The sequence below is a fragment of the Roseovarius sp. Pro17 genome (genome assembly GCF_035599575.1).
Taxonomy (GTDB): domain Bacteria; phylum Pseudomonadota; class Alphaproteobacteria; order Rhodobacterales; family Rhodobacteraceae; genus Roseovarius.
The window spans coordinates 404,184-417,611 of record NZ_CP141179.1 but is presented as its reverse complement, the minus strand read 5'-3'; the positions used below and the strand labels follow the sequence as shown (position 1 = coordinate 417,611).

13 protein-coding genes and 1 riboswitch are annotated in these 13,428 nt (G+C 62.6%); of the genes, 10 read left to right on the top strand and 3 right to left on the bottom strand.

What is annotated here, in order from left to right:
• Nucleotides 1-224 precede the first annotated feature (224 nt).
• From U3654_RS02050 to U3654_RS02025, 6 genes are read left to right on the top strand one after another with little or no spacing between them, the layout of a single operon-like run.
• On the top strand, nt 225-3,098 hold the full coding sequence (locus U3654_RS02050) for a monovalent cation/H+ antiporter subunit A (protein ID WP_324753698.1): 2,874 nt from the start codon (nt 225-227) through the stop codon (nt 3,096-3,098).
• 1 nt (nt 3,099) lies between these two features.
• Complete coding sequence (locus U3654_RS02045) at nt 3,100-3,459, top strand: Na+/H+ antiporter subunit C (RefSeq protein ID WP_324753697.1); 360 nt, start codon at nt 3,100-3,102, stop codon at nt 3,457-3,459.
• Nucleotides 3,456-4,997, top strand: coding sequence for a monovalent cation/H+ antiporter subunit D (locus U3654_RS02040; protein WP_324753696.1), 1,542 nt, complete (start codon nt 3,456-3,458; stop codon nt 4,995-4,997). Before U3654_RS02045 ends, U3654_RS02040 begins: the two co-directional genes overlap by 4 nt.
• A gap of 1 nt (nt 4,998) precedes the next feature.
• Entirely contained in the window at nt 4,999-5,499 is a 501-nt protein-coding gene (locus tag U3654_RS02035) for a Na+/H+ antiporter subunit E (protein WP_324753695.1), read from the top strand.
• Nucleotides 5,496-5,783 (top strand): K+/H+ antiporter subunit F, encoded by a 288-nt coding sequence (locus tag U3654_RS02030; protein WP_324753694.1) that lies wholly within the window; start codon nt 5,496-5,498, stop codon nt 5,781-5,783. The genes U3654_RS02035 and U3654_RS02030 overlap by 4 nt, the downstream gene beginning before the upstream one ends.
• Nucleotides 5,780-6,169, top strand: coding sequence for a Na+/H+ antiporter subunit G (locus U3654_RS02025; protein WP_324753693.1), 390 nt, complete (start codon nt 5,780-5,782; stop codon nt 6,167-6,169). The genes U3654_RS02030 and U3654_RS02025 overlap by 4 nt, the downstream gene beginning before the upstream one ends.
• 272 nt (nt 6,170-6,441) lie before the next feature.
• On the opposite strand, the gene U3654_RS02020 is transcribed toward U3654_RS02025, so the two are convergent.
• From U3654_RS02020 to U3654_RS02010, 3 genes are all read right to left on the bottom strand, one after another.
• Nucleotides 6,442-7,548: a diguanylate cyclase domain-containing protein gene (locus U3654_RS02020; protein ID WP_324753692.1), complete on the bottom strand. Its 1,107-nt coding sequence runs from the start codon at nt 7,546-7,548 to the stop codon at nt 6,442-6,444.
• The gene (locus tag U3654_RS02015) at nt 7,545-8,132 is read right to left on the bottom strand and encodes a heme NO-binding domain-containing protein (protein ID WP_324753691.1); all 588 of its coding nucleotides are present in this window, start codon (nt 8,130-8,132) and stop codon (nt 7,545-7,547) included. Before U3654_RS02015 ends, U3654_RS02020 begins: the two co-directional genes overlap by 4 nt.
• A gap of 63 nt (nt 8,133-8,195) precedes the next feature.
• Nucleotides 8,196-9,959, bottom strand: coding sequence for a DUF4153 domain-containing protein (locus tag U3654_RS02010; protein WP_324753690.1), 1,764 nt, complete (start codon nt 9,957-9,959; stop codon nt 8,196-8,198).
• A gap of 138 nt (nt 9,960-10,097) precedes the next feature.
• A riboswitch (TPP riboswitch) is annotated at nt 10,098-10,204 on the top strand.
• A gap of 149 nt (nt 10,205-10,353) precedes the next feature.
• On the opposite strand from U3654_RS02010, the gene U3654_RS02005 reads away from it, so the two are divergent.
• Genes U3654_RS02005 through U3654_RS01990 form a run of 4 tightly spaced genes read left to right on the top strand, consistent with a single transcriptional unit; the run spans nt 10,354 to nt 13,422 of the window.
• Nucleotides 10,354-11,289, top strand: coding sequence for an ABC transporter substrate-binding protein (locus tag U3654_RS02005; protein WP_324753689.1), 936 nt, complete (start codon nt 10,354-10,356; stop codon nt 11,287-11,289).
• Nucleotides 11,286-11,969, top strand: coding sequence for a TenA family protein (locus tag U3654_RS02000; RefSeq protein ID WP_324753688.1), 684 nt, complete (start codon nt 11,286-11,288; stop codon nt 11,967-11,969). The genes U3654_RS02005 and U3654_RS02000 overlap by 4 nt, the downstream gene beginning before the upstream one ends.
• Nucleotides 11,966-12,688 carry an ABC transporter ATP-binding protein gene (locus tag U3654_RS01995; protein ID WP_324753687.1) on the top strand — a complete coding sequence of 241 codons (723 nt, stop codon included), beginning with the start codon at nt 11,966-11,968 and terminating at the stop codon, nt 12,686-12,688. Before U3654_RS02000 ends, U3654_RS01995 begins: the two co-directional genes overlap by 4 nt.
• On the top strand, nt 12,685-13,422 hold the full coding sequence (locus U3654_RS01990) for an ABC transporter permease (RefSeq protein ID WP_324753686.1): 738 nt from the start codon (nt 12,685-12,687) through the stop codon (nt 13,420-13,422). Before U3654_RS01995 ends, U3654_RS01990 begins: the two co-directional genes overlap by 4 nt.
• Nucleotides 13,423-13,428: the final 6 nt, after the last annotated feature.

The following is a 13,428-nucleotide window of genomic DNA, read 5'->3' as shown; positions in this document are numbered from 1 at the left end:
TCGCAGGACGGAGAGCGATCGGGGATAAATGCAAGAGGCTAAACCATGCACGGCTGCGCGCCCGGCACAGGAGGCATTTCAACGCGCCCATCCGCCTGATCAATCGGCGTCCATCGCCCTTCTTCGGTCGCGTTTTGTCCGGTTTCATGTCGGTTTCGCTTGAGGCGGGCGTGAAACTGACCCACAAATGGCCTCTAGACCGACGCCCCAGATCAGGAGTTCGCGTGTCCCTCTTTCTCATCGCCCTATTGCCGTTCCTTGGGGCGTTGTTGCCCGGACTCATGAACTCGGCAGGCCGTCAGGCGTGCGCAGGAGTAACGTTCACGGTCACGGCGTTGACGCTGATCGGCCTCTTGACAAATGCGCCTGCGGTGCTTGCGGGCGAGGTGGTCACGACCGGCATCAATTGGATCCCCGCTATCGGCCTGAACGTGACCCTGATGCTGGATCCTCTAGGGTTTTTCTTTGCCTGCCTCATTCTCGGGATTGGCCTACTGATCATCGCCTACGCACGTTTTTACCTCGCGCGCGGCGACAATATGGGCGAATTCTTTACCTACCTCCTGCTGTTCCAAGGGGCGATGGTAGGTATCGTTCTATCTGATAACATCTTGCTCTTGCTCGTATTCTGGGAGTTGACGTCACTGTCATCCTTCCTGCTGATCGGCTATTGGAAGCATCTGCCCCAAGGGCGCCAAGGCGCGCGCATGGCTCTGACCGTCACCGGAATGGGCGGGCTGGCGATGATCGCCGGGATGCTGATCCTGGGGCAGATTGCGGGCAGCTATGATCTAAGCGTGATTTTACAACAGCGTGACCTTATCCAGGCCTCGCCGCTCTATCTGCCCGCTCTGATCCTGATCCTGTTGGGCTGCTTTACGAAATCGGCGCAGTTCCCATTTCACTTTTGGTTGCCACACGCGATGGCCGCGCCGACGCCGGTATCGGCTTATCTACACTCGGCCACGATGGTGAAGGCCGGGATTTTCCTGATGGCGCGTATGTGGCCGGTGCTGTCGGGGACGCCGGAATGGTTCGTCATCGTTACCAGTGCGGGCCTGATCACGATGGTGCTGGGCGCTGTCATTGCACTGTTCAAGCACGACCTCAAAGCGCTGCTGGCCTTTTCGACGGTGTCGCATCTGGGTCTCATCACCATGCTGCTGGGCACCGGGACTGCCTTTGGCGCGATGGCGGCAGTGTTTCACATCCTCAACCATGCGACGTTCAAAGCCGCGCTGTTCATGACAGCGGGCATCATCGACCATGAGACGCACACACGCGACATTCGCCGCCTCGGCGGCCTGCGGCATTTGATGCCGGTCACATTTGTCATTGCGACGCTCGCCGCGCTCTCGATGGCGGGAATCCCCCTGCTGAACGGCTTCCTCAGCAAGGAAATGATGCTGGAACAGGCCGAGCACACCACCCTCTTTGGTGCACATTGGCTGGTTCCGACGCTGGCGGTGGTCGGCTCGCTTTTCTCGGCGGCCTACTGTTTTCGCCTGATCGCGCATGTGTTTCTGGGCTCCAAGCGTGACGATTATCCTGCCACTCCACACGATCCGGGCGCAGGTATGTGGCTGCCCCCCGCGCTGCTGATGATCCCCGTCGTGGTGATCGGCGTCGCGCCCTTTGTCGCCGAACCGTTCGTCAAGCTGGTGACCTCGGCAGTTCTGGGTGATGCAGCAGCCGTGCCCAAAGCGCATTTCAAGATCTGGCATGGGCTGACCCCTGCCCTTTACATGTCGTTCACTGCGGTCGCGGGCGGCCTTATCATGCTGGCGCTCTTTGCCCCTGCCTTGCGCCTGTGGGACGCCGCCCCCCGCCCCGAGGCCAAGGCGATCTTTGACCGCATCATCGGCTGGGCCGTCGCGGCCTCGCGGGCCATCATCCATCCCCTGCACAACGGCGCATTCTCGCGCTATGGCGCGATCATGGCGACCACAGTTATCGTCGCGGGTGCCTACGCCTGGAAAACCGGCACCATCGGCCCCGCCGCCCACCAGATGCAACCGGTCGACATCATTTCGCTGGCCGGGTGGCTGATGCTGGTCGCGGCAACCTGCGGGTTGGTCTTTTTGCATCGCAATCGCCTGCTGTCGCTGATCTTGCTCGGCATCGTGGGGCTGATGGTCTCCGTCGGTTTCGTGCTGTTCAGTGCGCCCGATCTGGCCCTCACGCAATTCACCGTCGAAGTGGTCACGACCATTCTGATGCTGCTGGCATTGAATTTTTTACCCAATCGCACACCTATCGAATCCACCGTGCTGCGCCGCACACGCGACGGGGCCATTGCCATCGCCGGGGGCCTCGGGGCGATGGCAATGTCGTGGTACTACCTGATGCGCGATCCGGTCGCGCAGTCGATTTCGGAATTTCATCTGGCGAATTCCTACAAAGGCGGGGGCGGCACGAATGTGGTCAACGTGATTCTCGTCGACTTCCGTGGCTTTGACACGTTTGGTGAAATCATCGTGCTGGGGATCGCGGCCCTGCTGATCTATGCGCTGACCGAGGCGCTTCTGGCCAGCCCCGCACGTGCCAAGCTGCTGAATCGAAAGCCGGATCAGCCGCGCGCGGGCGACATTCACCCCCTGATGATGGTCATTCTGACACGTGTGATCATGCCGGTGGTGCTGATGGTCGGCTTTTACATCTTTCTGCGCGGCCATAATGAACCCGGCGGGGGATTCATCGCCGGTCTGATCGTGTCGATCGCGGTCGTGATGCAATACATGGCAAGCGGTTTCAGCTGGGCGTCGGCGCGGCTGCGCTATCCCTATCACGGCGTCATCGGCACCGGCGTTCTGATTGCAGGGCTGACCGGCATCGGATCATGGTTCTTTGGCAAGCCGTTCTTGACCTCGGATTTCGTATATGTTCGCATCCCGCCCTTTCAAAAGTTTGAGCTGGCCACTGCCGCCCTTTTCGATCTGGGCGTATTTCTGGCTGTAGTCGGCGCCGTGATGCTGTCGCTCGAGAGCTTTTCGCGGCTCGCCCGCCGGGCGCATGTCGAAGACAGCGATCACGCAATGGATATCGACCCTTCCCGCGAGAACCCGCAAGCGCCGCGTCGCACAGTGAAGGAGGTCTGATATGGAACTGCTCGTCGCCTCCGCCATCGGCATCCTGACCTCTGCAGGGCTTTACATGGTGATGCGCCTGCGCACCTTTCCGGTGATCATCGGCGTGTCGCTGCTGACCTATGCGGTCAACGTGTTCCTCTTTGCTTCGGGGCGCCTGACAATCGGCGCGCCACCCATCCTCAACGACGCGGGGACCTACACGGACCCGCTGCCGCAGGCGCTGGTGCTGACGGCCATCGTGATCTCGTTCGGGATGACGGCGGTGGTGGTGATGATGGCGCTGGGCTCATACCTCGGCGCGGATGACGACCATGTGAACGATCCTGCCCCAGAGTCGCCCCAACGTCCCGAAGAAGGGGACGCGGCATGAGCCACTGGATCATTCTGCCTATCGTCCTGCCCGCGATCCTCGCGCCCTTTCTGGTGCTGGCGGCGCGCCATCATTTTGGCATTCAGCGAGCGCTCTCTACCGCTGGCGTTCTGGCGCTGATCGCCCTTACGACCGGGCTGGCATGGCAGGCGGCGGACGGGACCGTCACGATCTATCAGCTGGGCGACTGGGCGGCGCCCTTTGGCATCGTGCTGGTTGCCGACCGGTTGTCGACGATGATGGTGTTGCTGACCGCCGTTCTGAGCCTTTTCGTGCTGCTCTACGCTATCGGTTCGAAATGGGACGCGCGCGGGCGGAATTTTCACGCGCTGTTCCAGTTCCAGCTGATGGGGATCATGGGCGCGTTCCTGACGGGCGATTTGTTCAACCTCTTCGTCTTTTTCGAAGTGTTATTGATCGCGTCCTACGGCCTGATGATACACTCGGGCGGCGTGGTGCGCCTGCGCGCGGGCGTGCAATATGTGCTATTCAACCTGCTCGGCTCGACCCTTTTCCTCTTTGCGCTGGGCGCGCTCTATGCGGAAACCGGCACGCTGAACATGGCTGACCTGGCAGTGCGCGTTGCGCAGATCGACGTCGGCTCCAGCGTGGGCATCCGCGTGGCGGCGGTGCTGCTGATCCTCGTCTTCGCGATCAAAGCGGCCATCGTGCCGTTGCATTTCTGGCTGCCCTCCAGCTATGCCGAGGCGCCGGGGCCGGTCGCCGCCCTCTTTGCCATCATGACCAAGGTGGGCGCGTACGCAATCATCCGCGTCTATACGCTGATTTTTCCGCCAAACCTCGACGTGACGGCAGGATTGCACGATTTCTGGCTGCTACCGGCAGCTCTGGCATCAATCTCCATCGGCATGATCGGTGTGTTGGCCGCGCGGCATTTGGATCGACTGGTCGCGTATTCCGTCATCGGCTCAATGGGGATGGTGATGATCGCCACGGCGCTGTTCACTGCCGAGGGGATCGCAGCGGCCCTATACTACATCATGCACTCGACGCTGGCGGCCGCAGCGCTGTTCCTTATCGCGGACCTCGTGCGCACCGGGCGCGATGATCTGGAACTGCGCGCGCAGCCGCCCGTATCCGGTGCGGCACTGACGGCGGGGATGTTCTTTGTCGGGGCGATCGCCGTGGTTGGCCTGCCGCCCCTGTCGGGCTTCACCGGTAAGCTGTTGATCCTTGATGCCGCCGTGCAGTCGCCGCTGGTCGTCTGGATCTGGACCGTGGTGCTGGGCACCAGCCTGATCAGCCTCGTTGGATTTTCCCGCGCCGGCAGCGTCATCTTTTGGAAGGCCGAGGCGTCGCCCCATCCCGAAGACGCCGAGCGCGCCCCGGCACCGGGCGCGCTGGCTTACACGGCGGTCGGCGGCCTGCTGGCGATGCTCATCGCACTAACCGTCTTTGCCGGACCAGCGCACCGCTATACAACGGCGATCTCGACGCAACTCTTTTCTCCGGCGCCCTACATTGATCGGGTGCTGGACACGAAGGGCAAGTTAAGCGACCCGGCGGAGGGACATTGACATGAAACGCGCATTTTACTGGCTGCTGCCACACCCGTTGCTAACCCTTCTACTGACCGTGGTGTGGGTATTGCTTCAAGGCACCCTTTCGCCCGGCATGGTGGTGTTCGGCCTAATCCTGGGCATACTGATCCCGTGGGTCACCTCGGTCTGGTGGCCGGACACGCCGCATGGTTTCCGCCCATGGCGCATGGCGATCTATATCGTCATAGTGCTGTGGGACGTCATGGTCGCCAACGTGCAAGTCGCCTGGATCGTCCTGACCAAACCCAACGCCAAGTTGCGCCCGGCATGGGTGGTCGTACCCCTGGACCTGCGCCAGCCCGAGGCGATCACGGTCCTCGCGGGCACCATTACGCTAACGCCCGGCACCGTCTCGGCTGACCTTTCGGACGAGGGGCACAGCCTACTTGTCCATGCCCTGCACACCGACGACCCGGACGCAGTGCGCGACGATATCAAGCACCGCTACGAGCGTCGCCTGAAGGAGATTTTCGCATGATGTTGGCCACCGACATGATGAACATCGCGCTATGGATCGCCTTTGGCGCCATTGCCATTGCGCAGATCATGGCGATGATCCGGCTCGTGATCGGGCCCGGAACGGGCGACCGCATTCTGGCGCTGGATACGATGGTGGTGAACGCCATCGGCCTGATCGTTCTGCTGGGCATCGCGCAGGGCACAAGGATTTACTTTGAGGTGACACTGGTCATCGCCATGCTGGGTTTCGTCAGCACGGTGGCCTATGCGCGCTTTGTGCTGCGGGGGGACATCATCGAATGATCTGGGAAGTCATCGTCACCTACGCGGTCGCCATATGTCTGATCATTGGTGCCGCCTTTTCGCTGATCGGCTCAATCGGACTGCTCAAGTTCAACGATTCCATGACGCGTCTGCACGCCCCGACCAAGGTCGGCACGGTCGGCATCGGCGCGTTGCTGCTGGCATCGATGATCCATTCCTACCTGACTGGCTATGGCGCGCTGCACGAATTGCTGATCATGGCATTCCTCTTTGTGACCGCACCAATCTCGGCCAACTTCATAGCCAAAGTAAACCTGCACCGCCGCGATTGCGACATGCCCCCCGCGCCGCCGCAGGACGAGACCTGGTCAACCCTCAATGTCCCCGAGGCCGATCTGGAGTTGCAAGAGCAGAAAGACGCCTGACAGGCATGGAGCCCCTGACTGCTGGAGCGGTGTGCCGGCGCAACTCACAACTATGGTTACTACTTTGTACAGCACCCCAAATTGCCAAAAATGTTGGCAGCATGGTGTGATCGGCTTGCCGCGCGACCACTCCGGTTCGGAGCCGAGATTTTGTGCCAGGCATTGCAGGAAGCGAATTGGCCCAAGACCGGTCGGAGCGACGACTGTCGCACACAATTTCTATTGCCATCGCGGTGCAATTTCGCGGTCGAAACACCCTAAGCCATGACAAACTATTCGACCTGGCGGCGCCTCATGTGCCCAACATCTTCGGCAGACAAGGCACCAGCATCGCGTAGCTCCTCAGTGAAGGGCACGTGGCAACCACGACCGCGGTGCTTGGCTGCGTAGAGGGCGATGTCGGCCTCCTGCATCATCCGGGCCATATCTGGGCGCGCGTAGTCGCACGACAGCACCGATCCTGCACTGGCAGATATGCGAAAGACCTGCCCCGCATAAACGATCGGCTGTTCCAGCCGCGCGATCACGCGCGTGGCGATGTCGCGTACCTTCTCAGGATCGACCAGCCGCTTGAGCGCCAGCACGAACTCATCGCCGCCCACGCGTGCCACCGTATCGTCGCTGCGGGTCTCTTCGACCATGATGCGCGCCACCTCGCACAAAACATGATCGCCTGCGGGATGGCCACCGGTGTCGTTAACCGCTTTGAAAAAGTCGAGATCAATATGGATCAGAGCAAAATCCTGCTCCATTTCGGCCTGCCGATCCAACACGTAATCCAACGCGCGCCGGTTGCGCAGACCGGTCAGCGTATCGGTATAGGCTTGCTCTTCGGCGGCGATCATTGCGCCTTGCAGTCGCAGGTTCAAAGTGCGCGATGCCTCCATCGCGGCATTCTTGGCCTCTACCAGATAGAGCATCTCGACGGCGAGGTCGGTGGGGGCGAAGTCGCTTCCGGTCAGACCGAATTCACGCACCGCTGCAACCACCGATATGCCAAAGGACAGGTTGACCAGCGCGCCACCTTCAGGCCCAGAACCGGGCGGCAATGGCACTAGAACCCCCTTTAAATCAACACGTGCGCCGTTGCGGATGCGCAGATACATCTTGCCGCCAGCGCTCGCCGTCATCGCGCGCATCGAGCCGTCACCGCGCGGTCGCTTGACCTCGAAAAGTTCGGCAAACCGCGCGCCAATCAGCGGCGTCTCGGCGAATAACTTCAACAGGGTCGGCCCCGCATGTGTCACATGCCCCGTCTGGTCGAGAACCACATGCATTGGGCAAAGCACGTCCATCATCGACGCATAAGCCGCGTTCGTTTCGAACGTATCAGCAACCGCGCTTGCGGGTTGTGCTTGGATCGGGTCGCTTTTCATCATCCGGTCCCCGCCGCCAGTTCAAAGGCGCGTCCGCTGGCATGTTCAGCCGACAGCAGCCGCACCTCAATAATCTCGCACCCCCCGCGCATCCCCATGTGTTGTAGCAAGGCCAGCGCGCCATAATCGTCTGCCAAGGCCCTTAGCAACCCAACAATCACGTGACCGAAACCGGGCGCATCGCCCCGGCAACTAACACTATAAAAATCTGCGCCATGCTCGCGCAGTTCCAGTTCGGGAAGGTCCAGATCAGGCACGGCAAGGCGCGCCCGCGCCGGGAGATCGTCCAGAGAGTGCAGGAATTCGGCAAAGGTCGGTCCACCGAACCGCAACAGGCGGCGCAGCGCCTCGACCTTGGGGTGCGAGACCAGATAGGTGCCGATATCCTCTAGGATATCTGGCAGCGGCCTGTCCAGAATGGCGGCAAGCGCGTCCAGCACATGGTGCGTGACGTCAGGCTCATAGCTGAGCATCGATTCGAATTCTGTAAATTCCAGCCCAGCGCCGCGCATAACGGCGCCCCAAACGTCGCGCCCGTAGGTATCGCGAACGAACCGCTCTATGGCCCGGTTGATAAGCCCGTGCATCACATTCTCCGCTGCATCCGCCCTCAGATATGCATGAGCGGTCTTAACAAATGGCAAACGCGTCTATTTTTGAGGAAACAGTTGCATGCCTCCGACATCCAGCACGCTTCGCGGCGCAGGCACTATACGAAAGCGGCCCTCGAGAATATCGGTCACGATCTGAGGCTCGGCAGAGGGGTAGTTGCCCGAAGCAAGGTCTCGCGCGCTTCCTTCGCTTATCAACACGCCGTCTTGCAATGCGTACGAGGCGATGCGCACGCCGCTCCCGGCCGTTATGAAAAACCCAAGCACTTGCTCGGCGCCGTCTTGCGGCTCGAACGGGGCGATGACCATCACACAGCCGGGATGTCCGCCCGGCGCGCGTCGATTGCAGGCTTCATGGATCGAGACCCGGTCGTAACCGTCGAGCGCGTCCAGTGCGCCGGGCGGCAGGCTGCGCCCTTCGGGGCGTAGGGGCACGATGCCAGCAAGCGGCGAGATAGCAGCGTCGCCAGTTGGGCTTTGGTAGTCCCATCTCACCTCGGTGCGGCGCGCCTTGTTGATCAGCGTCAGCAAATCCGTATCATCCTGCGCGCGCGCCTCCAGTCGACTAAGGCCGCGTTGGCCCGCCTTGCCCCAGTCATGCGCCATCTCCCACAGCGCCAGTTTTTCAGGCAGCACCCCTTCCGTTGCGCGCGCGAGTTGGCTAGAGGTCGATAACCGCTCGGCGTTCAGCAATGGCGTCAGCCACGCGGCTGCGATAACCAGCGTCAGCAGCGCCATGCGGCGGTTGACACGGCGCTGCTCGGCACGCCACGCCCGGCGGCGCAGAACCGCGCCCGCATAGGCCACCGCATAGATCGAGACGACACCCGCAGCGACCAGCGCCGCGACGCGATCGGGCGTCAGCCCGTATTGATCCACCCGCAGCCATACCGCCCACAGCGCCAGCACCGCCGGGACTGGCAGCATCACGCTGAGCACCTGGGCAGAGATGCGCATCACCGGGCCTTGCACAGACAACGGATCGTCGCGGTGAATGGCCGTCGTTACCAGCGTGATCCCCGCCACCGTCACCGCCATCAGCGTAGCAGCCGCCGACAACTGGCCAAAGAGGTTGCCCAGCCCGCGAAAGGGCAGCGCGGCCACGAACACGGCCAGCACAATCAGCAGCGCAGGCAGCAGAACGCGCAAGAGTTGGATTACCAGAAAGGGCGAGACGTAGTCGCGCAGCTCATGCACAATAGCAAGGCCGAGGCCCAGCGCGAGGCCGCTGACGAGGTAGGGCACCGGCTCGATGTCGATCAGGTCTTGGATGATATTTAGCCCGACCAGCCCCAAAAGTGCGTCCGACAAAAAGAGCACTGTCCAGACCACTCCGACGAACAACCACGCTGCCGCCGTACGCACCACCAGCTCCCATGCGGCGTCAAAGAGCAGGCCGTAGTGCCGCCAGCCTCCATGCCGCTGTAGCCCGGCCACCACGAAGGGCACCGATATCGACAATAGATATATAAACGCGGCCAGCGCGTAGCCCCGCCCGAGGAAACCCTCAACATCCGAATAGCGAAAGCTGGCCCAGAGCAGTAGCGCCGCCGCCGGAACCGCCATGCCCAGCGCCGCCGCCGCCGCAGGCACCAGCCGCACCGGTCCCAGAAGGCCCAGCAACACGCCAAAGAACCCGAGGCCCGACGACACCAGCAAAAGCACGATGCGCGCATTGTCGATCACGTCCGCAACGATCTCGATCAGTGCCCAAGCGCAAAGGCCCGCAATGGCGCCGATCAGGGCATAGGAAAGGCGTGTTGCAGTGGTCTGCGACTGGGTGGTTTGAGTTTGGGGGATCATGCGGCAAGGCTCCGTCTGTTTCGCGCACCCTAATGCGTTTCGTCACATAGTTAAATCGCGACCATTCGGCACGCCATGACAGCCCCGCAGATCGCCCCAGAGGGCGCTTGCAACCGCGCGCTGGCGCCGCTACGGTCGCGCCATCCGTTGGGGTGCTCCGTTTGTTCGGGGCTGAGAGGCGCAGATGCCGACCCATCGAACCTGATCCGGTCAATACCGGCGGAGGGAACGGAGCCTGCGACACGCGCACTATGCGCTTGCGCCCTATTCCGTCATCCACCCGCCGGCTTGGCCACAACTGCAACGCGGTCACGCGGTTGCGGGCGCTGGATACCGGATGGCCTGTGCATCCCCCCGCCCGTCGCCAAATGGCCCGCACCGACCCGGAGCCGCCATGAAAGCCCTCGCCCTCGCTGCCGCCCTTTTTGCCGCCACGCCCGCCCTCGCCGAGGACAAGCTGACCGTTGTTCTGGACTGGTTCGTGAACCCCAATCACGGCCCCATCATCGTCGCGCAGGAGCGCGGATATTTCACCGATGCAGGCCTCGCAGTCGAGGTCATCGCGCCAGCCGATGCCTCGTCTCCGCCCAAGATGGTCGCGGCCGGGCAGGCTGACCTCGGCCTCTCGTATCAGCCGCAACTGCATCTGCAGGTCGCCGAAGGTCTGCCGCTGATCCGTGTCGGCACGCTGATCGCCAGCCCGCTGGACTGCCTTCTAACGCTCGCAGACGGCCCCATCAAAAAGATCGAGGACCTCAAAGGGGCCAAGATCGGCTATTCCGTTGCCGGCGTCCAAGAGGCCCTGCTGAGCGCCGTCCTCGGCAACCACGGCATTGCGCTTTCGGATGTTGAGTTAATCAACGTCAACTGGTCGCTGGGTCCAGCGGTCATGTCGGGGCAGGTCGATGCCGTCATCGGCGCCTACCGCAATTTCGAGCTGAACCAGATGGAGATCGAGGGCGTGCCCGGCAATTGCTTTTTCATCGAAGAGGAAGGTGTGCCGCCCTATGACGAGCTGATCTATGTCGCCAATCCAGACACAATGGATCTCGCTGTCATCGCGCGATTCCTGCGCGCGACGGAACTGGCCACGCAATATATCGTCAACCACCCCGAGGAGAGCTGGGATATCTTCAAATCCACCTCATCCGAGCTGGATGATGAGCTGAATTCGCGCGCATGGGTCGACACGATCCCCCGCTTTGCCCTGCGCCCCGCCGCGGTCGATGTGGCCCGCTATTCCGATTTCGAGGCATTCCTGAGCGAGGCAGGTCTGATTGAGGGCACGCGCCCTGTTTCGCAACTAGCTGTCGATCCGGGCGCCCGTTGATGTATGGCACGACGTTCACCGCGTGGCGCGCTGAGGCAGCCGAATTATGGCACGCTTATACGCATCATCCCTTTGTCGAAGGGTTGAGGGACGGCACCCTGCCGCGCGAGGCATATCTGCGCTATTTGGTGCAGGATTACGTGTTTCTCATCCACTTCTCGCGCGCATGGGCGCTGGCGGTGACCAAGGCCGAGACGGTTGACGAAATGCGCTTTGCCGCGCGCACGTTGGATGCGTTGCTGAACGACGAAATCGCGCTGCATGTCGCCACTTGCGCGAATGAGGGTGTGGACGAAGCCACGCTCTTTGCCGCGCCCGAACTGCCGCAAAACATCGCCTACACGCGCTATGTGCTGGATGCGGGCCATTCCGGTGATTTTCTGGACTTGCTCGCCGCGCTTGCGCCTTGCGTCATGGGTTATGGCGAGATCGGCCTGCGCCTCGCCGCCGCGCGAAACGGCGCGCAAAAGAATGCGCCCTATGCCGACTGGATCGACACCTACGCCGGACAAGGCAACCAGCAGGTTTGCCACGAGGTCGGTGCGCTGCTCGATGGTGCCATCGCGCGCCGCGTCGGGCCATCGCCGCAGCAGACGCCCCGCTGGGCCACCCTGTCGCAACGCTTTGCTGCCGCGGTGCGCCTCGAGGTCGGCTTTTGGGACATGGGCCTGTCGGGATGAACGCCCCGGGCATCTCCCTGCATGGGCATGTCGCCGTCGGCGATGCGCCCCTCGTGCCGCAAATCGCGCTGGAGGTTGCGCCCGGCAGCTGGACCTGCCTTCTGGGGCCATCGGGTGTGGGCAAAACGACCCTGCTGCGCCTAATCGCAGGCATCGCGGATGAGGCCACGCTGACCGGCACCTTGACCGCCAGCGACGGCGCGCCGTTCAAGGGCCGCGTGGCGCTTATGGCCCAGAGCGACCTGCTGCTGCCATGGCTCAGCGTCCTCGACAACGTGATGCTCGGCGCACGCCTGCGCGCGGCCCAACCCCAACCGAAACGTGCCGCAGAGCTATTGGCCGAGGTCGGCCTCAGCGATCACGCCGCCAAACGCCCCGGCCAATTATCGGGCGGCCAACGCCAACGCGCGGCGCTGGCGCGCGTCCTGATGGAGGACCGTCCCGTCGTCTTGCTGGACGAGCCGTTCTCGGCGCTTGACGCGCGCACCCGCGCGCAGGTGCAGGACCTGACGGCAAAGCTGCTGGCAGATCACACCGTGCTGATGGTCACCCATGACCCGGCAGAAGCGGCCCGCCTCGGCGACGCTATCCTCATCCTCAGCGAAAGCGGCCTGCGCATGTGGCCCGCCCCACCGGGCGCCGCCCCCCGCGCGGTCGACGACACAAAAACGCTGGAAACCCAAGGCGCCCTGCTGGCCACATTGCGAGGTGAGCCATGAAACGCACTGCAAGCGTCATCGCCTCAACCCTCGTCGCCCTCGCAGCATGGCAGGCGCTTGTCCTGCTTACCGGTGTGCCGCGTTTCATCCTGCCCGGTCCCGCACTGGTGGCCGAAACCCTCTGGACCAGCCGCGCGCTGATCGCGCACCACACGATGATCACCGGGATCGAGGTGCTGGCCGGCCTCGCCCTTGGCGCAATCCTCGGCGGCCTGACGGCCATCGCGCTTGCCGCCTCACCCATCGCGCGCAACCTCGTGCGGCCCATGTTGATCTTTAGCCAAGCGGTGCCGGTATTCGCCCTCGCCCCGATCCTGACGCTATGGTTCGGCTATGGCATCGGGTCCAAAGTGGTTATGACGCTTCTGGTGATCTACTTTCCGGTGACGTCGGCATTTTTTGACGCGCTCATGCGCACACCGCAGGCATGGATCGACATGGCCCGCCTTATGAGTGCCAGCCCGGCCCGGATCATGCGCCATATTCGTATACCCGCCGCCCTGCCCGGCTTTGCCTCGGGGCTGAGGTTGGCGGCGGTCTATGCGCCCATCGGCGCGATAATCGGCGAATGGGTCGGGGCGTCCAAGGGCCTCGGCTATCTCATGCTGCTCGCCAGTGGCCGGGCCAAGACAGACCTCATGTTCGCCGCCCTGATCGTGCTGGCGGTCTTTGCCGTCCTGCTGCACGCCGGGGTCGATCGCGCCTGCCGCGCGACGCTGGACAGGAATGTCTGATGTCGC

Coding starts and splice junctions, on each gene's coding strand:
- U3654_RS02035 (WP_324753695.1), top strand. CDS start 4,999: ATGAAACGCGCATTTTACTGGCTGCTGCCACACCCGTTGCTAACCCTT.
- U3654_RS02015 (WP_324753691.1), bottom strand. CDS start 8,132: ATGCACGGGCTTATCAACCGGGCCATAGAGCGGTTCGTTCGCGATACC.
- U3654_RS02025 (WP_324753693.1), top strand. CDS start 5,780: ATGATCTGGGAAGTCATCGTCACCTACGCGGTCGCCATATGTCTGATC.
- U3654_RS02030 (WP_324753694.1), top strand. CDS start 5,496: ATGATGTTGGCCACCGACATGATGAACATCGCGCTATGGATCGCCTTT.
- U3654_RS02045 (WP_324753697.1), top strand. CDS start 3,100: ATGGAACTGCTCGTCGCCTCCGCCATCGGCATCCTGACCTCTGCAGGG.
- U3654_RS02010 (WP_324753690.1), bottom strand. CDS start 9,959: ATGATCCCCCAAACTCAAACCACCCAGTCGCAGACCACTGCAACACGC.
- U3654_RS01990 (WP_324753686.1), top strand. CDS start 12,685: ATGAAACGCACTGCAAGCGTCATCGCCTCAACCCTCGTCGCCCTCGCA.
- U3654_RS01995 (WP_324753687.1), top strand. CDS start 11,966: ATGAACGCCCCGGGCATCTCCCTGCATGGGCATGTCGCCGTCGGCGAT.
- U3654_RS02005 (WP_324753689.1), top strand. CDS start 10,354: ATGAAAGCCCTCGCCCTCGCTGCCGCCCTTTTTGCCGCCACGCCCGCC.
- U3654_RS02040 (WP_324753696.1), top strand. CDS start 3,456: ATGAGCCACTGGATCATTCTGCCTATCGTCCTGCCCGCGATCCTCGCG.
- U3654_RS02020 (WP_324753692.1), bottom strand. CDS start 7,548: ATGATGAAAAGCGACCCGATCCAAGCACAACCCGCAAGCGCGGTTGCT.